The sequence below is a fragment of the Paenibacillus sp. FSL K6-4396 genome, assembly GCF_038002525.1.
Taxonomy (GTDB): Bacteria; Bacillota; Bacilli; order Paenibacillales; family Paenibacillaceae; genus Paenibacillus; species Paenibacillus amylolyticus_B.
Genome location: NZ_JBBOCR010000001.1, coordinates 2,434,750 through 2,455,004 on the forward strand (window position 1 = coordinate 2,434,750; position 20,255 = coordinate 2,455,004).

Genomic DNA, 20,255 nt, shown 5'->3' on the forward strand with positions numbered 1-20,255 from the left:
ATTTTACTGGTCATTCTCCGATGCAGATAATTCGTTCTGCGGACTGGATTCGGGTTGAAGCAAGATCGCCAAATCAGTACCTGTCGTGACCGTCAAGCGAGGCAGCTTCATGGGATGATCTCCTGGATGCACAAATCCAGACTTTACGGTAAAGGCCATGCGATATCCATGTTGCTGTAACTTGTAGATCATCTGTGTACTGGTATAACCAAAAGGATAGGCCAGATAAGGTGTGTCTATTCCGGTTTGCTTCATATGCTGGATATCATCATCCAGAAGACTGGTGTCCAGACCGACAGGAACACTGTTACCACAGCGCATAAATCCCTTGTGATGCAGGTTATAGGTATGGCTGTTAAATTCAAATACATCAGTTGCTGCCTGCATCTCTGGTTTGGAGATGAAACTGTTAATTGCGGGCTCAAATTCCGAAGGTTGATCTTGAATTTTACTGCCTATGACAAACAGCGAGGCATGAAAATTATATTTTTGAAGCACAGGGTAAGCTAATGTATAATTGTTCTGGTATCCATCATCAAAGGTAATCACAATGGATTTCTGTGGCAGGGAAATCTTCCCGCTAACATATTGCTCAAGCTGATCCAGTGTAATCGTGCGGTAGCCTTCATCATGCAGGTATTTCATATTTTGCTCAAAATCCTCCAGATTAATGATGGATTTATTATCTGTCTCGTGATTATTCAATTTGGGCTCTATGTAATGATACATCAGTACAGGTACTTCTGTAGCAGTACCTTGTTCAATCCTGAAGGTAGAACGATCCAGCGCAGATTGGTTGGAGAAGTCAGTGTGTGACAGCTCGAATGCTTTGCGTTTGACTATGTCCCAGGATGTGCAGGCTTTGTGTGACAGTGCATTCGTTGGGTGAGTTACGGCATATGAATATAGTGTAATGGAGCATGTGAGCATGGCGAGTAGGACAAGTGTGATCTTTTTCCAATATTTCATAAGTCTGGGTATTCTCCTTTTAAAGTGGTCAATAAGTTATATCATAGACGATATTACTACACTGGAAGTTACAGTTTTTTTTCCTGTATCAGGTTGACTTGCAGATTAGAGCGTTGATTCACTATCCATATGGGAGAATGTATTTTAGGATGAAGTTAACATGTGATGGATGAGTTTCAGAGTGGCAGATTGAACAATAGGCATTTGTTTAAATTCTCTTGTGTTTTGATATGCTGCGTGATACAATAAGTCTGTTATGTGGAATACGGCGGTCCTCTATGGATGATGAAGGAGACAAGGTGATCTCTGGAAGAAGTATGAACGCCTGTATGGAAGGAGGGAGTCATAGATGAATATCGTTCAAGCGATTACACAAGAACAACTTCGCAAGGATCTTCCGAGTTTTCGTCCTGGTGACACTTTGAAAGTGCACGTTAAGGTAATCGAGGGAACTCGCGAACGTATCCAATTGTTCGAAGGTGTTGTGATTAAACGCCGTGGTGGTGGAATCAGTGAGACTTTTACAGTTCGTAAAATTTCTTACGGTGTAGGTGTGGAAAGAGCTTTCCCGCTTCATTCCCCTAAAATCGATAGAATCGAAGTGGCTCGCCGTGGTAAAGTTCGTCGTGCGAAGCTTTATTATCTTCGTGAACTACGCGGTAAAGCAGCGAGAATTAAAGAAATTCGTTAATATAACGGATACCGGGAAGGGCTTGGAGACAAGCCCTTTTCGTTTTTGTCCGGGAAAAGTTGAACCGGAGGTACACTTCCGAGTAAAATGGTATGGCAACACATGCGGTGAATAGTCCGGGAGGCTTGTAAAGTCAGTTATTGAAGTGCGTGTTCAAAAGACCGGTTTCAGTACCGACTTTTTGAACAACCTCTTGAAGGCATTTGAATTGTGGATTAAATGTACTGTAATGCTTGGTGAAAGATTACATAACTGATGTGAATGTTTTGTATCCATCCATTGAGTTATTGGAACGATACAGAATGCTGGATGTGTGTACTGCTATAAACATGTACTGTGAAGAGAGGAAGATCTTGAATGGAACAAGAAGTTCAACATGACCAGGGCAATCCTGCCGAAGAGAAAAATAGTCGATCCAAAAAAGCCAAAAATGAAATTGTTGAATGGCTTAAAGCTATTGTTATCGCATTAGTTCTTGTCATTCTCATTCGGTGGTTGCTCTTCAAACCGTTTGTTGTGGACGGTCCGTCCATGCAGCCGAACTTTGAAACGGGTGAACGTGTGATTGTCAACGAAATCTTATATGATATCAGAGAACCGAAGCGCGGTGAAGTTATCGTCTTCCACGTACCATCCGAAGGTCGAGATTTCATTAAACGTGTTATTGCTGTAGAAGGTGATACCGTTGAGGTTCAAGACGATACCGTGATGGTTAACGGTAAAAAGGTTGATGAAACGTATATTCAAGGAGCCATTGATGCAGCTGAAGCAAATGGTGGAACCTATAACGTGAAGGATTTCCCGAATGAACAGTTCCCTGATGGCAAAGTGCCGGCAGGTCATGTGTTTGTCATGGGAGATAACCGTCCAAATAGTACAGACAGCCGTATGATCGGTTATGTTTCGTTAAAAGATATTATTGGTCGTGCAGATGTGATTTTCTGGCCGATCGGTGAGATCAAGTGGATCAACCACTGAAATTGAAGTAAATAATGAGGTGAAGACAAGTTGACGATACAATGGTTTCCAGGTCATATGACTCGAGCCAGACGCCAGATTCAGGATAAGTTAAAGCTCATCGACGTGGTCATCGAACTATTGGATGCCCGTCTGCCTGTCTCCAGCCGTAATCCAATGATTGATGAAATATTGCTGGATAAACCCCGGATGATTTTGTTGAACAAATCGGATTTGGCAGATGCAAAAGTGACGCAAGAATGGATTGAATATTTCAAAAAAGAAGGAATTACCGCTTTTCCTGTAGATGCTTCGACGGGAACGAATGTTAAAGATATTCCCGTTCAGGCCAAGCTTCTTCTTAAAGAAAAAATTGATCGTCAAATTGCCAAAGGGATTAATCCTCGTGCGGTTCGCGGGTTGATCGTAGGGATTCCCAATGTAGGTAAATCAACACTGATTAACCGACTGGCTGGACGGAGTATTGCGTTAACAGGAGATCGTCCTGGTGTGACGAAGGGGCAACAGTGGATCAAAGTTGGCAAAGAAATGGAGTTATTGGATACTCCGGGTATTCTTTGGCCCAAGTTCGAAGATCAAAATGTAGGTTATCGTCTTGCCGTAACAGGTGCAATCAAAGAGGAAATTTTGAATGCAGAGGATATCGCCTTTTTTGGAATCAGCTACCTGATGCGTTATTACTGGGACGCTCTTGAAGAGAGATACGGACTTCAGGAGTTCTCCAAAGATGCAGATGATTCAGACAGTGTTATTGCGATTATGGAACAAGTCGGTCGTATCCGTGGATGTGTTGTAAGCGGTGGACGCATTGATCTGGAAAAGGCATCACGAGCATTTCTGCGTGAACTGCGAGCGGGAAAAATGGGACGTTTTTCTATGGAAGCTCCCTATTAAAAAAATGGACTCTACACGATGAAGATCATTATCTTCATTTGTTCATTTCATATATACAAGTGCCGAAAGAAGCGGCCGTTACCGGATTACCGGGAGCGGTCGTTTTTTTGTGTATACAAACGCGGAAGAAGAGCTGGAACATACGTCGAAAACGATAAAATGGAAGAGGATTGAAGAACAGTACGCTTTATGGAATTGGCTGACCTATATATCAGGTGCATCTAATTCGTGCTATGATGAATGGTGGTGCAATTTAAATTAGACGAGGTCTGATATATTCAATTTAAACCATCAAATACCGATAAATGAAGACATAACTATCTTTATTATTGTAAACCTCAAGGAAAAGTTTTGCTGTGAGAGACAGGTTGTACAGAACAAAAGACAGAGGATCTGCGTCTATATTATAAAAAAGTTGTAAGTGATACGCATGCTGAAAATGCGTGGGTAGAGGAGATGAGTATTATGTTTGAAAATAATGAAGAGATCGGGTTGAATCTACTGGATACACCGATTGGACCAAAGAAGAAAAAAGAAGCCAGTGAACCTCGAGACCTGTTGCTCTACGAGCGGGAGTATTGGGACAGTGGATTTGAACGTATTGCTGGCATTGATGAGGTAGGACGGGGCTGTTTGTTTGGGGATGTTGTTGCAGCGGCGGTTATTTTACCGAAGGATCTTATCCTGGAAGGTGTGAATGACTCCAAGAAATTAACGGAGAAAAAACGAGATGCATTATATGACATCATTATGGAAAAAGCGCTGGCGGTAGGTATCGGGTACGCGGATGCAGAGACAATTGATCGGCTTAACATCAAGCAGGCTGCGAGACTTGCGATGAAACGAGCTGTTGAAGCATTGGGAGAAACTCCTGATTATATGCTGGTGGATGCCGAGAAGGTGGATGTAAATGTACCTCAACTATCCATCATTAAAGGTGACGCTAATAGTCAATCGATCGCAGCGGCATCTATTATTGCCAAGGTAACGCGAGATCGGCTGTGTAAGGAAGAATGGGATACGTTATATCCGGAATATGGTTTGTCGATACATAAAGGATATGCAACAAAAGTTCATCGGGAGCAAATTATGGCATTGGGGGCAACCCCGATGCATCGGCGCAGTTTTCTGGGCAACCTGCTTGGAGAGCAACAATCGTTGTTTTAACACAGGTTTGAAGAAAGGAGGGGGAGAGATTTGAATATCGGTTCCATGATAAAGGGATTAATGGGAGATAGTAAGCCCGGCAATGCCAAACCGCTTGAATTAAAGGAAGGTCAGGTGGTTCGTGGCTCCGTCGTTAGTGTATCCGATGATGGAGGAGAAGCAGTTCTGCAGATTCAAGGTGTGCAAGTGCGCGCCAAGTTGGAGACTCCACTCCGTCCGGGTGAGACCACGTTGCTTCAAGTGCAGCCTCCAGGTGAAAATGGCATAACGGTAATGAAACCTATGACGGGTGCACTTGCTGAGCTGCCACAAGCTTCGCTGAACAACCTGCTTAAGGATGTAGGACTGCCGGATACAAAAGGGAACCGGGAGCTGTTACTTGCCATGCAGCGTAGCGGATTGCCGCTAACGAAGGATAATGTGGCTATGGTCCAGAATATGATGACTGCCAAACCCGCACAGGTTCCTGTGGAAGAATGGGTGCAGGCGACGGGGATTGCTTTTCAGCGTGGTCTTCCGGTTACGGCGGAAACAGTAAAAGGATTACACCAGACGGTGTTTGGCCCCCCTCTGCACCAGTTGTTAAGTGGGTTGGCTGACCAGTTGGAAACGATGCTTACTCAAACTACAGGTAAACCGGTATTGCCTGGAGAACAATCTGCTGCGATGAAACCAGCAGTCATGGCTGGTGCACCTGTTGTGCCGAATGCATCACAGGCGGAAGAAGGATTGGTTGCATCAAGCAATGGTCGTCAGGTGACTGGAACCGGAACGCCTGCTTTGTCGACGCAACAAGGACAAACGGCATTGGCAGGATCTATATCCATGACGGATGGCGGGGCAGAGGATGCAGGTACTGCGGTGAAAGGAAACCTGCAGACTGGCGCAGGGGCAGGAAATGCTGAAGCCGGGGCAAAGGCAGTTGCCAGCAGCGTTGAAACGGCTGGCAAAGGGGGCGCAGGTATTCCGTCTGGAACCGGAATACCTGGGGAGAGCCCGCGCGGAGCTGACGCGGGCCAAGTCGGGAGCCGCCCGGGTACACCGGGGGCGGCAGCTGAATCTGTGGCTGGCCGTGTAATTACAGGCCAGCCTGAAACAGGCGCGGCCGGGCGGACTGACGGCCGCGCTGAAACGCCTGCTGCTGCGGGGACGCCGTCCGCAGCAGGCCAGGCGGCGCCAGCAGCGCCTACGGCAGCGCAGCTGGCGCCCAAGCTGCTGGCGCTGCTGGACGCCCTGCGCAGCGCGTCCACTGCCGCACCGGCACAGCCTGGTGCGGCAGCACAGGCCGCCCCTGCATCGCAGGGCGGCCAGGCGGCTGCGGCTGCCGGAGGCGTGCCGCAGCCGTTGCCAGCCGGCGCTGATGCGCCGCCGGCTGGCGGTAATGCCGCAGCACCTGCGGGAGCTGCGGCAGTGCACGCGCCTGTCACCCACGAGGGGGACCCGTGGGTGGGGCGCGTGCTGAAGCTGCTCGGTGCGGAGCACGAGCAGCAGGCCGTTCACGGCGCGGCAGCGCAGCCGCGCGTGGGGGATGCGGCGAGTCCGGCGAATGCGGACACGCTGAAGGGCTTGCTGCTGCAGCTTGCCAGCAGCGAAGGTGCACCGGCGGCGCTTAAGGATGCCGCCGGACAGGCCGTGCAGTATCTGACAGGTCAGCAGTTATTGCTGACGACAGATCGCAGTGCTACCTTTGCACAGATGCACTGGTTTATTCCGATCACTGGACCGGACGGGGAAGAAACGGCGTCTGTTCAGATTCAATCACGTCGTGGACCTCGTGGAGAGCTGGATGCGTCCAACTGCCGTCTATGGTTTGATCTGGACATGAAAAGTCTTGGGCCTACTCTGGTAGATGTCCATGTGGTTAATAACATTGTCAGTCTGCGTGTATTGAATGATCGCGAAGGAATGGGACCGCTCCTGGAGAGCGGACGAGAGGTCATCCATCAGGCATTGGACAAGCTGGGCTATCAACTGCTGACCTTCAAGGCGGAAACGTGGCCTGTGGGCCAGGAGCCGGGCGCGGAGCGGAAAATGACGGCCTCGGATTATAGTCCTGAACGTTACAAAGGGGTGGACTTGAAGGTATGAAAGACGAGTCGTCACAACCGGACCTGCTCTCCAAAAAGGCGGTTGCCCTAAAATATGTTCCTGGAGAGAGTGAAGCACCTGTTGTTATAGCTAAGGGGCGCGGTAAAGTGGCAGAAGCCATTCTGGATAAAGCCAGAGAAAACGGCGTGGCAGTTCAGGAGGATGCAGCACTTGTGGAGGTACTCTCCAAGTTGGATCTGGATGAACAGATTCCGGCAGAACTGTATCAACTGGTCGCAGAGGTGCTAACGTACGTCTACCGTGCAGATCGAATGGCCTCAGGACGTGAGGAAAATGAGTCATGGTAGACCGTAGATTGGGTCAGGAGCCAGGATTAAAGCTCACACGACAGCAGAAAGGCCGATTAGGTGAAGAGGCTGCCTGTCAATGGTTGCGAGAGAACGATTATCGGATCATTAGACAGAACTGGCGTTGCCGTAGCGGTGAAATTGACATCATTGCTTCCTGCGAGGGTCTGATTGTCTTTGTAGAAGTAAGAAGCAGAAGTGGAGCCGCTCAGTACGGTACACCTCAGGAATCGGTTGATATGCGTAAAATGCAGCAGGTGCGTTCAACCGCATCCGTTTATTTGCAAATGACGGGAGAGACGGAACTTCAGATCCGTTTTGATGTAATTGCCGTAATGCTCGATCAAGCAGGAAAACCTGTCTCTGTGAATCATATTGTTAATGCTTTTTAAGAATTACACTCAAAGTTATTGCTATATTAATTGATACGAATTGTATCTTTTTGATGTGAGTTGGTCAGTGATTTCGAAGTACAAGTTTAATTATGTCTTATCTTCGCATTCGTTTTAGTTTTAAAATTAGTTAATATACTAAAGCCGTAGTTCCTCTTTATACAGGAACTGCGGCTTTTTTTTGATTTAACTATGAAATCATTAAACAGAGGATAGAGCATTGATAATAAAATCATTGTATTTCAGAAATTTATAGATACAAAATGTATCATTTGTAATAAACTAAGAAAGTTGAAATTTAAAGAGAGGTTGGTGGGATGTATGAAAGAGCTTCAGAATACTTCGAACAACACAGTAAAACAAGTATGGGAGTGCCCTCGGATGGAAGTGCTGGATATCAGCGAGACCATGAACGGTGGACAGGGGATTTGGCAATATGTTTGGGACGGAGAATTCTGGAAGCTTGAACTTATGGTCAGTTAATTTAAGAGGTTAAAGAGGAATGTTTGATCAATAAAATAAATGGTGAGGTGTAGTGAGAAGATGCAGACAAGTATCAAATGGATCATTCGACTAAGTACACTATCTTTATGTTTCATTTTGTTTGGAATCATGTATTCCGGAGTTTCTTATGCAGCGGATCCGTCTAGCCAGGCAAAAATATCAGGTAAAGTTACTGATCTCGAAGGGTTTCCTATCCAAGATGCAACAATCAAGTATTCCCTTAGATATCAAGGGGAAGAAACTGAAAAAAGCGTAAAGACAGATGGCACTGGAAATTATTCCATACTTGAGTCTGTCCAGGATTATACGGAAATTAGTTTTATAATTGAAGCAGAGGGCTATGTGACAGACAGGCACCGTAATACCTACTATTTGTCAGAAGGAGAACAGATTCTGGTTAATTTCGAGCTATATGAACCTTCTACGATTGTAGGGTCTGTAACCGATCAAACAGGCAAACCGATTCCAGATGCCTTGGTCAAAGTAACAGGAGCCTTGGATCGCCCGGTTAAAACAGATCAGCAAGGCCGTTATGCCGTTACTGGGCTTGATTTTGACTACAATCCGAACATTGCGATCTGGGTAGATTCTGCGGATTATATGCTTTATGAACAGGATCGATTGAATGTTCAGGCTGGAAAAACCTTAATCGTAGATGTTGTTTTGACAGAAGCCGCACATGTGCGGGGGAAAGTAGTAGATGAGGCGGGCAATCCAGTAAGTGGAGCTAAAGTGAATGCCGGAGGCTCGGCAACAACAACAACAACGGATGCTCAAGGAAATTATTTCATAAAGCGCGTGCCAACAGGCACCAGAACAATAACGGGGGAAGCAGCAGGATACTTAAAATCTACTCAGAACGTTACCTTCGTACAAGGAGATCATAATACGTTTAATATCGTACTTAAGAAAGATGCAGATATTACACCTCCAGTAACCAAGTACAGATTAGTTCCTATTACAGATACTGTGAATGGGAAAATATACATCAAAGGATTTACATTCAGACTTCAGGCAACGGACGAAGTCAAAGGTTCGGGTGTAAAAACAACGCAATATCGAATCAATGGGGGAGCATGGGAGACTTATGAAGGACCCGTCAAGTTTTATGCCCCTGATGTCAAGGTGGTAGAGTACTACAGTACAGATGTTGCAGGTAACCAAGAGAAGTATAACAAAATGGATTTTGTTAATGGCACATTTGAAGGCGCAGGCTCATATTGATTCATCATTGATGTGATTTTTGAATAGTATTAAGATGCTAAATTAATTAGACGGCTCCGACATGATGATCGCCCTCGGTAGATCAGTATTCGGAGCCGTCTTTACCATTTTTAATGCCTGTAGCCCTAGGAGTCGACGCCTTCCCTTTGAATCTCGTGAACAGAAGGGTGTATAATCAAGGATGTAATCTGGAGTTTTAATCTTTGATTTGTCATAAACGAATTGTTCCAGACCGTAACCCATCGTTAGGGTTACAAATCATATTATAAACAGGAGGTACGGCCGATGAGTAAAGCTACGAAAACAATAAATGAAGTCAGAAATGCGATTCAAAACCGTCGTACGGTGAAAAAATTCAAAAAAGAAGCTGTTCCTACACAGCAGATTATAGAATTGCTGGACACCGCAGTCTGGGCTCCTAACCATAAACTGCGTGAACCTTGGAGATTTTTATTGTTTACCGGGAATGGACGGAAGAAACTGGCTGAGGCTATTGATGCAGAAATGGGAGAAGATAACAAATTCTCAGCCAATATTATGCAAGTTCCATCCGTTATGCTTGTCGTGCTGGAAGAAGATCCAAGACAGAATATCTGGGACGAAGACTTCGCTGCAGTCAGTGCATTGGTCCAGAACTTTATGCTTGCAGCCTGGAGTGAAGACATTGGAACGTTCTGGGTGACCAAGCCATTCTTGTACGCTCCCAAATTCCGCAAACCGCTTGGAATAGAGGCGGGAGAGAAGATTGTAGGCATGATTTATATGGGATACCCTGATGTTATTCCTTCTGCCAAAGAACGCACACCAGCTAAGGACAAACTCACTCTTTTTGAATAATAAATTGTTAAATTATTGTAGACCTTAGCTATATACGATCCCCTTATGTTACAGGGAAATTTACGTACAAGTACCTTTCTTCACAGAAGAGAAGGGCTTGTACGTTTTTTGTCATGTTGGCGTATCCGCATTGTAGAATCTGCATAAGAAATCTTTCTCGATCTTCCTCTGCTGTCTGCAGTTTCATGCCCATTTCACTGCCTTTAGGTAAATTGGCCTGTTCTTTCCTCCATATGCTTCAAAAATAGCTTCAAAATAAATTAAGATCCAGTTGACGATACTGGATGGCTTCAGCCACATGAGCTGTCACAATTTCACCTTCATGGTCCAGATCGGCAATGGTCTGTGCCATCTTGATAATCCGATCATGTGCACGCATGCTCAGGTTTAACGTTTGCAGCGTTTGCTCTAACAGTTGCTCTGCCTCTTGGGGGAGATGGATCGTTCGTCGCAAAAGCGTGCCCGAAAGCTGGCTATTCCAACGAACGGAACTTTTGGCATAACGTGTAGCCTGAATTAGATGAGCATGGATCACTTTTGCCTGCATTTCTTCAGAGGAAGGGGAAGCAGCAGACTTGCGCCACTCGCCTGGTGGAGGAACCTCAACCTGAAGATCAATACGGTCCAGCAGTGGTCCTGAAATTTTGGCTCGGTATGCGGCAACACGGGCTGGACTACATATGCAGCGTTGCTCCTCCGAATGAGCGGACAAATATCCGCAGGGACAGGGATTCATGGAACATGCTAGCATGAACTGGGCCGGAAAGGTGAATGCAGCGCGTGCCCGACTAATTGTCACTGTGCGATCCTCTAACGGTTGCCTTAATACCTCCAGCACTTGGCGCTGGAATTCAGGTAATTCATCCAGAAACAATATGCCCCGATGGGCAAGGCTCACTTCACCCGGTTTTGGGATACCACCGCCTCCAATCAGACCAGAGGTGGATATTGTATGGTGAGGGGAGCGAAAAGGTCTATCTGCAATCAGGCCTTGAGGCGCTTCTTTCAATTTGCCTGCGGCACTTAATACTTTGGTTACTTCTAACGCTTCATCTTCTGACAAAGGAGGAAGGATGGAAGGCAGACGTTTGATTAACATCGTTTTGCCCGTGCCTGGCGGTCCAACGAGGAGTATGTTATGCATGCCAGCTGCAGCAATCATAAGCGCGCGTTTTACATGGTGTTGCCCCAGAACATCGCTATAGTCGTCTGCAAATAATGGTGTTTGTCTCGGCTTCCTATCCGACATCTTATGAGTCTTATCAGTTATAGGAGCAGCGAGGTGTGCATAATTTTTCAACACGACTGGTCCTGCATTCGAATTATTTGGTATTCCCACTGAACTAGCGGGTTGATCTGGGTTTTCTGGAGCAATATCTTGTAAATGACGAATGCCAAACACCTGGATACCTCGAATCAGTGACGCTTCCTCCACGTTATCCAAAGGCAAAAGCACGGAAGTAAAGCCTTGTCGTTTGGCCAGATGCACCATGGATAAAATGCCGGGCACGGACCTGATCGAACCGTCCAACGCGAGTTCGCCAACCACTAGTGTCCGTTCCTGGGGAGGCAGTACAAGCTGGCCGCTTGTCATGAGTAAACCAATAGCAATAGCTAGGTCAAAGGAGGATCCCTCCTTGCGCAGATCAGCGGGGGCCAGATTGATTGTGATCCGCTGTAAAGGATACTGATATCCGCAGTTTTTAATCGCTGCACGGACACGTTCAACGGCCTCACGAATGGCTGAATCCGGTAATCCGATGATGGACGTCTGTGGCAGACCATTGGATAAATCGGTTTCCACCTTGATCAGAACGCCATCGATTCCGTACAAACACGCACTGTGTAATTTTCCGTACATAACAAAGAAACACCTCACTCGATTCTTGACTCCGCATAATACGGGTCAGTCTACGAATTAAGGTGCTTCCTCAGCTTCTACTAAGCATTTTATATAAAAGGAATCATGGAGTCAACCTGTCATTATAATTGCTGCAGTCATCTTTCCTGATCCCTGAATTTTATTTCTGGAAGGAAATCATTAAATTACTTTGGCGAAAATGGTTACGTATAAACTTTCATTATGTTTATTAGATTTGACTCGAGAAAGCGTGAATCTGTTCGATGGACTTATCTATTATTGTTGTTAAATCATGGGGATGAACTGCTGATTATCTAATCATATTTATGTTTTACACAATATAATTTATCATAATTAAATTGATTAGTAAAATCATTTGTGCTCAATTATTCTGTTTTTTTTCTATTTTGTGATAGTATAGAACTATAGTTCCTGTGTTATAAGGAATAGAATGCACAATAGGCAGGTGAGAAAGACATATGCAGACTGACAGTTTGAAGCTGGATAACCAATTATGCTTTGCCATATATGCTTGTTCACGTGAGATTACGAAGATGTACCAGCCTTATCTGGAGGTGCTCGGCGTAACGTATTCCCAGTATTTGGTGTTGATGGTTTTGTGGGAACGTGAAGAATGTACGGTTAAAGAGATCGGGGAGGCTCTCTATCTCGATTCGGGAACGTTGACACCACTTCTCAAACGTTTGCAGTCAGCAGGACTTATTAATCGCGAACGCTCGGCTCAGGATGAACGAAAAGTATTAATTACACTAACCGACTCGGGCCGTGAGTTGCGGAACAAGGCATTATCCATACCTGAATCCATTCAGGGAGATGCGTGTTTGAACAGTACAGAGTTTGAAACATTGCTGGGTCAGTTCAAAGGATTGCTGGAGAAAGTTCACGAAACCAACACGAACGCAGCCAAAAAATAAAATGTAGTTTTACATCAAGGAAACCTCAGTTTTTAGCTGAGGTTTTTCCATATATACCCAAGCATTCACAATATGGGATCATACTCATATCAAAATACTGTCTATTAAACATTAATTTTTTAAGGAAAGCGTTTTAAAAACGTGTTACAATGAATTGGGTTTAAGTGAAAATAGTCAACATTTGTCTTTTGTTAGTCTACCAACCCGCCTTGTTGCAGTCATGTTGATAGGAGGATTCGAGAATGAATATCCATGAATATCAAGGAAAAGAAGTACTGAAACAGTATGGAGTTACCGTTCCAAACGGAAAGGTTGCTTATACAGTCGATGAAGCGGTTGCGGCCGCAGAGGCATTGGGCAGTCCGGTGACTGTTGTTAAAGCGCAAATTCACGCAGGTGGCCGGGGTAAAGCCGGCGGCGTAAAAGTGGCAAAGAGTACGGATGAAGTTCGTGCCTATGCTTCCGAAATTCTGGGCAAAGTATTGGTAACACACCAGACTGGACCAGAAGGCAAAGAAGTGAAACGTCTTCTGATTGAAGAAGGATGCGATATCCGCAAAGAGTATTATGTGGGTGTTGTTGTGGACCGTGCCACAGGCCGTGTAGTTATGATGGCTTCCGAAGAAGGCGGTACTGAGATTGAAGAAGTAGCTGAAGCTACACCTGAGAAAATTTTCAAAGAAATCATTGACCCTGCCATTGGATTGCAAGTGTTCCAGGCCCGTAAACTGGCTTACAGCATTAAGATTCCGAATGAACTGGTGAACAAAGCTGTTAAGTTCATGCTCGCGCTGTACACTGCATTTGTCGAAAAAGATTGCTCTATTGCCGAGATCAATCCTCTCGTTGTTACCGGAGATGGAAACGTTATCGCGCTAGATGCAAAATTGAACTTTGACTCCAACGCCCTGTTCCGTCATAAAGACATTTTGGAACTGCGTGACCTGGATGAAGAGGATGAAAAAGAAATCGAAGCTTCCAAATACGACCTCAGCTACATAGCACTTGATGGCAACATCGGCTGTATGGTCAATGGTGCGGGACTTGCGATGGCAACGATGGACATTATCAAATACTACGGTGGAGACCCGGCCAACTTCCTTGACGTTGGGGGCGGTGCGACAACGGAGAAGGTGACTGAAGCATTTAAGATCATCTTGTCCGATGCCAAAGTAGCTGGGATCTTCGTTAACATCTTCGGTGGCATCATGCGCTGTGATGTTATCGCCAATGGTGTTGTTGAAGCCGCGAAGCAGCTTGGCCTGACCAAACCGCTGGTTGTTCGTCTTGAAGGAACTAACGTGGAGCTTGGCAAACGTATTCTGGGTGAATCTGGCCTGAATATCGTTCCTGCTGATTCCATGGCCGATGGTGCACAGAAAATTGTTGCCCTCGTAAAATAAGTTCATTCCTTAGTACCGGAGCTGTCCGGGAATTGAAAAATAACCGTAAGGATGTGAAGCAACGTGAGTATTTTGATCGATAAAAATACAAAAGTCATTACGCAAGGCATTACGGGTTCAACGGGAATGTTCCACACGAAGGGCGCATTGGACTACGGAACCCAGATGGTAGGCGGAGTTACACCGGGTAAAGGCGGAACTAATGTGGATATCACGTTGGAAGACGGCACAGTAGCTAGTCTGCCGGTGTTCAACACTGTGCAGGAAGCGAAGGAGGCTACAGGCGCAACAGCGAGCGTCATTTACGTTCCTCCTGCATTTGCAGCAGATTCCATTATGGAAGCTGTTGATGCTGAGCTGGACCTCGTAATCTGTATTACAGAAGGTATTCCGGTTCTTGACATGATCAAGGTTGACCGCTTCATGGAAGGTAAAAAAACCGTCCTGATCGGACCAAACTGTCCAGGTGTCATTACACCAGGCGAATGTAAAATCGGTATCATGCCTGGTTATATCCATATGGCAGGGCACGTAGGCGTTGTTTCCCGTAGTGGAACACTTACCTATGAAGCCGTTCATCAACTGACGACACGTGGCATTGGACAATCTTCTGCTGTAGGAATCGGGGGAGACCCTGTAAAAGGCTCCGAGTTCATTGATATCCTCAAACGGTTCAATGAAGATCCACAGACTCATGCGGTCATCATGATTGGTGAGATTGGTGGTACAGCTGAAGAGGATGCTGCAGATTGGGTACGTGAAAACATGACCAAACCGGTTGTTGGCTTTATCGGTGGCGTAACAGCGCCTCCAGGCAAACGGATGGGCCATGCTGGCGCTATTATCTCTGGCGGTAAAGGTACAGCCAAAGAGAAAATTGCGAAGCTGGAATCATGTGGAATCAAAGTAGCACCAACTCCTGCTGAGATGGGTTCAACTTTGGTGAGTGTACTTGAGGAACGCGGTATTTTGAATTTGTGCACGACACATTAATTCTTTTTCGTTATAATAGAAGAAACGGCTCGGAAATGATTTATTTCTGGTAGACCGACTATTATGGTTACGGAAAAGGTAAGCAACCTTTTGTCCTTGAACAGGGCGAAGGGTTGCTTTTTTGCGTTTTTTTTACGGGAAAAGGGGGAGGAATTGTCTCTCATCTGCGTAAACGCTTGCATTCCGTGGTCACTTAACACACAATATGAGGGAAGATCTCTTCCCACTTTGGGAGGTTTATGGTATGGAAGAACGATGGATCTTGTTTGGGTTGCATGAGATGGAGGGTATTGGCAAGAAAACAATCTCGAAACTGATTTTGGGACAACATGAATTAACCGAACTATTGAATTATGGGGAAAACGACTGGGTCGCAGCAGGCTTGCGCAAAGATCAGGCTGCCCGTTTGGCTAGCCAATTTACTATCGACTGGATTGAGAGTAAAAGAGAACACGTTTACAATCAGGGGATAGAGGTTATTACTTATCTGGATCAGAATTATCCCATATTAATGAAGGAAACCGTTCAGCCTCCCTGGGTAATGTATGCTCGAGGGGATGTTAGTTTGCTACACGATTCGTCTATTGCCATGGTGGGAACTCGTATGCCAACCGTGTATGGACGCAAAGTTGGGGAAAAGCTTGCAGAGCAATTATGCAATGCAGGACTGACGATTGTAAGCGGGCTTGCCCGCGGTATTGATAGCGTATGTCATGAGGCAGTACTACGTGCAAAGGGAAAAACGATCGCAGTATTCGGAACAGGGATTGATAATATATACCCTCCCGAAAATACAAGTCTCGCTGAGCGAATCGCGGAGACGGGGCTGCTTTTGTCGGAGTATCCACCAGGTACGAGAGCGCGCCAGGGATTATTTCCGGAACGGAATCGAATCATTGCCGGTCTGACACTGGGAACATTGGTTGTTGAGGCTGACATTCGCAGTGGTTCACTCATTACAGCAGATGCTGCGCTTGAAGCAGGCAGGGATGTATTTGCAGTCCCTGGACCTATTACATCGCCGAAAAGTCGGGGAGCACACAATCTTATCCGTCAAGGGGCCAAATTGGTCACTTGTGCAGCAGATGTATTGGAAGAGTATCGATTGGGCTTGCCAAATGCAGAACAACTTCCTTACAATAGAGGACGTTCGACCGAAACAACCGAGCCTTCCGGGCGAGGGATATTCGCTGAGGTTAAGCTCTCTCCAGATGAACAACGCGTGATTTATCTGTTGGAACAGGGAGAACAATCATTGGATCAAATGGTTGAGCTGCTTGGTTGGGATTTTGGACATTTGCATTCAGTTCTGTTATCTTTAATCATAAAAAAGCAGATTAGCCAATTACCAGGCACTAAATACGCGAGGGTATGACGAAGCTACAACCTACGTAGTGCGTGGAAATATATAATTAGCAGAAGTTATTAACTATGCATAAGCTTACAGAAACAGTTTCATGACAGTTTCATGACTGAGAGGAGGATGAACCTATGGCGGATGCACTCGTAATCGTGGAGTCGCCCTCAAAGGCGAAGACGATAGGCAAATATTTAGGCAGCAAGTTCATCGTAAAAGCTTCGATGGGGCATATTCGCGATTTGCCAAAGAGTCAGATCGGCGTTGAGGTAGAGAATGATTTTAATCCGAAATATATTACGATCCGCGGCAAAGGTTCAATTCTGAAAGAACTGAAGGATGCACGTAAGAAAGTGAAAAAAGTGTATCTCGCAGCTGACCCGGATCGCGAAGGTGAGGCTATCGCATGGCATTTAGCCCATGCCCTTGAACTGGACGATACGGCAGATTGCCGGGTAGTATTTAATGAAATTACAAAACAGGCGGTCAAAGATGCGTTCAAAACGCCGCGGAAAATCAATATGGATTTGGTTAACGCGCAGCAGGCAAGACGTATTCTGGATCGGCTCGTTGGATATAAAATTAGTCCGTTATTATGGAAGAAAGTGAAAAAAGGTTTGTCAGCAGGCCGAGTTCAGTCCGTGGCTGTTAAAATCATTTTAGATCGTGAAAATGAAATTGATGATTTTGAGCCGGAAGAATACTGGAGCATTACCGCCAAACTGACAGCAGACGGCAATCCGTTTGAAGCCAAGTTTCATAAACTGAACGGGGCCAAAACAGAGCTGGGCAGTGAAGCGGAAGTGCAAGCGATCCTGAAACAGATCGAAGGTGCAGACTTTACGATCAAGGAAGTTAAAGAGAAAGAACGGAGCCGTAACCCCTCCGCCCCGTTTACGACAAGTTCTCTGCAACAGGAAGCGGCACGTAAATTGAATTTCAGAGCTTCCAAGACGATGTCGGTCGCCCAACAACTATATGAAGGTGTAGACCTTGGAAAAGAAGGCACAGTAGGTCTCATCACGTATATGCGTACGGACTCCACACGAATTGCGGCATCTGCACAAGAAGAAGCCAAAGAATATATCGTTGGTAAGTATGGTGAGCCATTTGCACCTGAGACTCCACGAAACTATTCCAAAAAAGCAGCTAATGCTCAGGATGCGCATGAAGCGATTCGTCCAACTTCAATTCTGCGTGACCCTGACTCAATCAAGTCATTCATGAGTCGCGATCAGTTCCGGTTGTATAAACTGGTATGGGAACGTTTTGTAGCGAGCCAGATGTCTTCGGCTATTCTGGACACACTCTCTGTAGATATTGCTGCGGGGGACACCATTTTCCGTGCAGCAGGTTCGAAGGTACGATTCCAAGGTTTCATGAAGGTATATGTTGAAGGAAACGACGATGGTACAACTGATGAAGATCGTCTGCTGCCTCCGTTGAAAAGTGGAGATGTGCTTGAGAAGCAGGAGATTGAGCCAAAACAGCATTTTACACAACCGCCACCCCGATATACGGAGGCAAGGTTGGTTAAGACGCTTGAGGAGTTGGGTATAGGGCGTCCGAGTACATATGCGCCAACACTGGAGACCATTCAGAAGCGCGGATATGTTGCAATTGAGGAAAAGAAATTCATGCCAACGGAGCTTGGTGAACTGGTCATCGAACAGATGGAAGAGTTTTTCCCGGAAATCCTGAATGTAGAATTTACCGCAAACATGGAAGGTGATCTTGACCATGTGGAGGAAGGTTCGGAGGATTGGGTCAAAGTACTCGCAGAATTCTATGAATCTTTTGAGAAACGGCTTGAATTTGCGGAAGAAGAAATGAAAGAAATCGAGATTGAAGACGAAGTATCGGATGAGATCTGTGAGAAGTGCGGCAAACCGCTGGTTTATAAACTCGGACGTTTTGGCAAGTTTCTTGCGTGCTCTGGCTTCCCTGATTGCCGGAATACCAAACCGATTATCAAGGATATCGGCGTGACTTGTCCGAAGTGTAAGGAAGGTCATGTTGTAGAGCGTCGTAGTAAAAAAGGACGTATTTTCTACGGTTGTGACAAATATCCTGAATGTGATTTTGTCTCATGGGACAGACCTTCAGCTAAACCATGTCCAAGTTGCGGATCGCTAATGATTGAAAAGCGGAACAAAAAGGGAGCACGATTGCAGTGTACTTCATGTGATCATCAGGAGCCGGTGGATGAACCGGATGACGAATCAGCAGATTAGTATATATGTGAATCAATTCAATTATAGTGAAATATGAAATTGCTTTATGGGGGTAAATGATTTTGACGAATGAACAACAAGTAACCGTTATTGGTGCCGGGCTGGCAGGAACAGAAGCGGCCTGGCAGATTGCAAGTCGCGGCGTACGCGTAAAATTATACGAGATGAGACCTGTTGTGAAAACGCCAGCTCATCATACGGATAAATTTGCAGAACTGGTATGTAGCAATTCGCTGCGTGCGAATGGATTGACCAATGCAGTGGGTGTGTTAAAAGAAGAAATGAGAATGCTCAATTCTCTTGTATTGTCAGCAGCAGACAAACATGCGGTTCCCGCAGGTGGGGCACTTGCTGTGGACCGGGATGGATTTTCAGGTGAGATTACATCCACGTTGCACCAGCATCCGCTCATCGAAGTGGTGAATGAGGAACTAACTTCTTTGCCGGAAGATGGCATCGTTGTTGTTGCAACGGGACCGCTGACTTCACCTGCATTGTCTGAGCAAATCAAGGCACTAATGGGGGAAGAGTATTTCTACTTCTATGACGCAGCTGCACCGATCATCGAAAAAGATTCAATTGATATGAATAAAGTGTATCTGGCTTCCCGTTATGATAAGGGTGAAGCGGCATATCTGAACTGTCCGATGACAGAAGAAGAGTTTGATGTCTTCTATGAAGCTCTCATTACTGCTGAAGTCGCTCAATTAAAAGAGTTTGAGAAAGAAATCTACTTTGAAGGCTGTATGCCAATCGAAGTGATGATGAAACGGGGAAAACAGACGGCTCTGTTTGGTCCAATGAAACCGGTAGGTCTGGTTAATCCTCATACAGGAGAGTTGCCACATGCGGTTGTTCAGCTTAGACAGGACAATGCAGCTGGAACCCTGTATAACTTGGTGGGCTTCCAAACGCATCTGAAGTGGGGAGAACAGAAACGTGTCTTTTCTCTTATTCCTGGACTTGAAAATGCAGAATTTGTTCGTTATGGCGTAATGCACCGAAATACATTTATTAACTCTCCTAAACTGCTTCTTCCGACGTATCAGTTTAAAGAGCGTCCTAACCTGTTCTTTGCAGGTCAGATGACGGGTGTAGAAGGATATGTGGAATCTGCTGCATCAGGGCTGATTGCCGGCATGAACGCAGCCAAAGCAGCACTTGGGCAGGAACTGGTGGTATTGCCGGTAGAAACAACACTTGGCAGTATGGCTCAGTATATTACAACTGCTGACTTCAAGCACTTCCAACCAATGAACGCAAACTTTGGTTTGTTGCCGAAGCTTGAAACGAAAATCCGTAACAAAAAGGAAAAAAATGAAGCTCTTGCACAGCGTGCACTGGATGGCATCACTAGTTTTGCTGCGGCAGAAGGTCTAACTGTTCCAGAACGCGTATAAATTATTCGTGGGAGGATGCT

General features: G+C 45.7%; 18 protein-coding genes. 16 read left to right on the forward strand and 2 right to left on the reverse strand.

All coding sequences use genetic code 11. From position 1 onward, the window contains the following. Positions 1 to 3: 3 nt before the first annotated feature. On the reverse strand, positions 4 to 969 hold the full coding sequence (locus tag MHB85_RS11030) for a polysaccharide deacetylase family protein (RefSeq protein WP_091017328.1): 966 nt from the start codon (positions 967 to 969) through the stop codon (positions 4 to 6). 349 nt (positions 970 to 1,318) lie between these two features. Between MHB85_RS11030 and rplS the strand changes: the two genes are divergently transcribed. The 10 genes from rplS to MHB85_RS11080 all read left to right on the forward strand — a co-directional run bounded on the left by rplS (position 1,319) and on the right by MHB85_RS11080 (position 10,052). Further along, positions 1,319 to 1,660 (forward strand): 50S ribosomal protein L19, encoded by a 342-nt coding sequence (gene rplS / locus MHB85_RS11035; RefSeq protein WP_017689212.1) that lies wholly within the window; start codon positions 1,319 to 1,321, stop codon positions 1,658 to 1,660. Between the two features lie 357 nt (positions 1,661 to 2,017). Next, positions 2,018 to 2,638: a signal peptidase I gene (gene lepB, locus MHB85_RS11040; protein WP_047842465.1), complete on the forward strand. Its 621-nt coding sequence runs from the start codon at positions 2,018 to 2,020 to the stop codon at positions 2,636 to 2,638. Between the two features lie 30 nt (positions 2,639 to 2,668). Further along, positions 2,669 to 3,532, forward strand: coding sequence for a ribosome biogenesis GTPase YlqF (gene ylqF / locus MHB85_RS11045; RefSeq protein ID WP_036670353.1), 864 nt, complete (start codon positions 2,669 to 2,671; stop codon positions 3,530 to 3,532). A gap of 465 nt (positions 3,533 to 3,997) precedes the next feature. Beyond that, positions 3,998 to 4,699, forward strand: a complete 702-nt coding sequence (locus tag MHB85_RS11050) for a ribonuclease HII (protein WP_091017327.1) — start codon at positions 3,998 to 4,000, stop codon at positions 4,697 to 4,699. 45 nt (positions 4,700 to 4,744) lie between these two features. Then, on the forward strand, positions 4,745 to 6,787 hold the full coding sequence (locus tag MHB85_RS11055; protein WP_341072913.1) for a DNA ligase: 2,043 nt from the start codon (positions 4,745 to 4,747) through the stop codon (positions 6,785 to 6,787). Next, positions 6,784 to 7,095, forward strand: a complete 312-nt coding sequence (locus MHB85_RS11060) for an EscU/YscU/HrcU family type III secretion system export apparatus switch protein (RefSeq protein ID WP_091017323.1) — start codon at positions 6,784 to 6,786, stop codon at positions 7,093 to 7,095. Before MHB85_RS11055 ends, MHB85_RS11060 begins: the two co-directional genes overlap by 4 nt. Continuing rightward, positions 7,089 to 7,487, forward strand: a complete 399-nt coding sequence (locus MHB85_RS11065; RefSeq protein WP_091017321.1) for a YraN family protein — start codon at positions 7,089 to 7,091, stop codon at positions 7,485 to 7,487. The genes MHB85_RS11060 and MHB85_RS11065 overlap by 7 nt, the downstream gene beginning before the upstream one ends. A gap of 321 nt (positions 7,488 to 7,808) precedes the next feature. After that, the gene (locus tag MHB85_RS11070; RefSeq protein WP_139331839.1) at positions 7,809 to 7,970 is read left to right on the forward strand and encodes a paeninodin family lasso peptide; all 162 of its coding nucleotides are present in this window, start codon (positions 7,809 to 7,811) and stop codon (positions 7,968 to 7,970) included. Between the two features lie 60 nt (positions 7,971 to 8,030). Further along, a complete protein-coding gene (locus MHB85_RS11075; protein WP_192132345.1) occupies positions 8,031 to 9,215 on the forward strand; it encodes a carboxypeptidase-like regulatory domain-containing protein in 1,185 nt (394 codons plus the stop codon). 285 nt (positions 9,216 to 9,500) lie between these two features. Beyond that, the gene (locus tag MHB85_RS11080; RefSeq protein ID WP_105598201.1) at positions 9,501 to 10,052 is read left to right on the forward strand and encodes a nitroreductase family protein; all 552 of its coding nucleotides are present in this window, start codon (positions 9,501 to 9,503) and stop codon (positions 10,050 to 10,052) included. Between the two features lie 250 nt (positions 10,053 to 10,302). Here MHB85_RS11080 and MHB85_RS11085 read toward each other — a convergent pair whose 3' ends face one another. After that, a complete protein-coding gene (locus tag MHB85_RS11085) occupies positions 10,303 to 11,913 on the reverse strand; it encodes a YifB family Mg chelatase-like AAA ATPase (RefSeq protein ID WP_341072915.1) in 1,611 nt (536 codons plus the stop codon). 479 nt (positions 11,914 to 12,392) lie between these two features. On the opposite strand from MHB85_RS11085, the gene MHB85_RS11090 reads away from it, so the two are divergent. The 6 genes from MHB85_RS11090 (at position 12,393) to trmFO (ending at position 20,235) form a co-directional block, all read left to right on the forward strand. After that, a complete protein-coding gene (locus tag MHB85_RS11090) occupies positions 12,393 to 12,848 on the forward strand; it encodes a MarR family winged helix-turn-helix transcriptional regulator (RefSeq protein ID WP_036609387.1) in 456 nt (151 codons plus the stop codon). A 242-nt stretch (positions 12,849 to 13,090) separates the two neighbouring features. Next, complete coding sequence (gene sucC / locus MHB85_RS11095; RefSeq protein WP_036609384.1) at positions 13,091 to 14,251, forward strand: ADP-forming succinate--CoA ligase subunit beta; 1,161 nt, start codon at positions 13,091 to 13,093, stop codon at positions 14,249 to 14,251. A 63-nt stretch (positions 14,252 to 14,314) separates the two neighbouring features. Further along, positions 14,315 to 15,244: a succinate--CoA ligase subunit alpha gene (sucD, locus tag MHB85_RS11100; protein ID WP_192132343.1), complete on the forward strand. Its 930-nt coding sequence runs from the start codon at positions 14,315 to 14,317 to the stop codon at positions 15,242 to 15,244. A 244-nt stretch (positions 15,245 to 15,488) separates the two neighbouring features. Next, positions 15,489 to 16,619 (forward strand): DNA-processing protein DprA, encoded by a 1,131-nt coding sequence (gene dprA, locus MHB85_RS11105; RefSeq protein ID WP_192132340.1) that lies wholly within the window; start codon positions 15,489 to 15,491, stop codon positions 16,617 to 16,619. 116 nt (positions 16,620 to 16,735) lie between these two features. Next, a complete protein-coding gene (gene topA, locus MHB85_RS11110) occupies positions 16,736 to 18,835 on the forward strand; it encodes a type I DNA topoisomerase (RefSeq protein WP_047842473.1) in 2,100 nt (699 codons plus the stop codon). A 56-nt stretch (positions 18,836 to 18,891) separates the two neighbouring features. Continuing rightward, the gene (gene trmFO / locus MHB85_RS11115; protein WP_370511405.1) at positions 18,892 to 20,235 is read left to right on the forward strand and encodes an FADH(2)-oxidizing methylenetetrahydrofolate--tRNA-(uracil(54)-C(5))-methyltransferase TrmFO; all 1,344 of its coding nucleotides are present in this window, start codon (positions 18,892 to 18,894) and stop codon (positions 20,233 to 20,235) included. The last annotated feature ends 20 nt before the right edge of the window (positions 20,236 to 20,255 follow it).

Excerpts from the sequence above, each read along its gene's own strand:
- MHB85_RS11085 (WP_341072915.1), bottom strand. The coding sequence starts at position 11,913 with ATGTACGGAAAATTACACAGTGCGTGTTTGTACGGAATCGATGGCGTT.
- MHB85_RS11075 (WP_192132345.1), top strand. The coding sequence starts at position 8,031 with ATGCAGACAAGTATCAAATGGATCATTCGACTAAGTACACTATCTTTA.
- MHB85_RS11060 (WP_091017323.1), top strand. The coding sequence starts at position 6,784 with ATGAAAGACGAGTCGTCACAACCGGACCTGCTCTCCAAAAAGGCGGTT.
- MHB85_RS11090 (WP_036609387.1), top strand. The coding sequence starts at position 12,393 with ATGCAGACTGACAGTTTGAAGCTGGATAACCAATTATGCTTTGCCATA.
- MHB85_RS11050 (WP_091017327.1), top strand. The coding sequence starts at position 3,998 with ATGTTTGAAAATAATGAAGAGATCGGGTTGAATCTACTGGATACACCG.
- lepB (WP_047842465.1), top strand. The coding sequence starts at position 2,018 with ATGGAACAAGAAGTTCAACATGACCAGGGCAATCCTGCCGAAGAGAAA.
- MHB85_RS11065 (WP_091017321.1), top strand. The coding sequence starts at position 7,089 with ATGGTAGACCGTAGATTGGGTCAGGAGCCAGGATTAAAGCTCACACGA.
- rplS (WP_017689212.1), top strand. The coding sequence starts at position 1,319 with ATGAATATCGTTCAAGCGATTACACAAGAACAACTTCGCAAGGATCTT.
- MHB85_RS11030 (WP_091017328.1), bottom strand. The coding sequence starts at position 969 with ATGAAATATTGGAAAAAGATCACACTTGTCCTACTCGCCATGCTCACA.
- MHB85_RS11070 (WP_139331839.1), top strand. The coding sequence starts at position 7,809 with ATGAAAGAGCTTCAGAATACTTCGAACAACACAGTAAAACAAGTATGG.
- MHB85_RS11055 (WP_341072913.1), top strand. The coding sequence starts at position 4,745 with ATGATAAAGGGATTAATGGGAGATAGTAAGCCCGGCAATGCCAAACCG.
- dprA (WP_192132340.1), top strand. The coding sequence starts at position 15,489 with ATGGAAGAACGATGGATCTTGTTTGGGTTGCATGAGATGGAGGGTATT.
- topA (WP_047842473.1), top strand. The coding sequence starts at position 16,736 with ATGGCGGATGCACTCGTAATCGTGGAGTCGCCCTCAAAGGCGAAGACG.
- MHB85_RS11080 (WP_105598201.1), top strand. The coding sequence starts at position 9,501 with ATGAGTAAAGCTACGAAAACAATAAATGAAGTCAGAAATGCGATTCAA.
- sucC (WP_036609384.1), top strand. The coding sequence starts at position 13,091 with ATGAATATCCATGAATATCAAGGAAAAGAAGTACTGAAACAGTATGGA.
- trmFO (WP_370511405.1), top strand. The coding sequence starts at position 18,892 with ATGATTTTGACGAATGAACAACAAGTAACCGTTATTGGTGCCGGGCTG.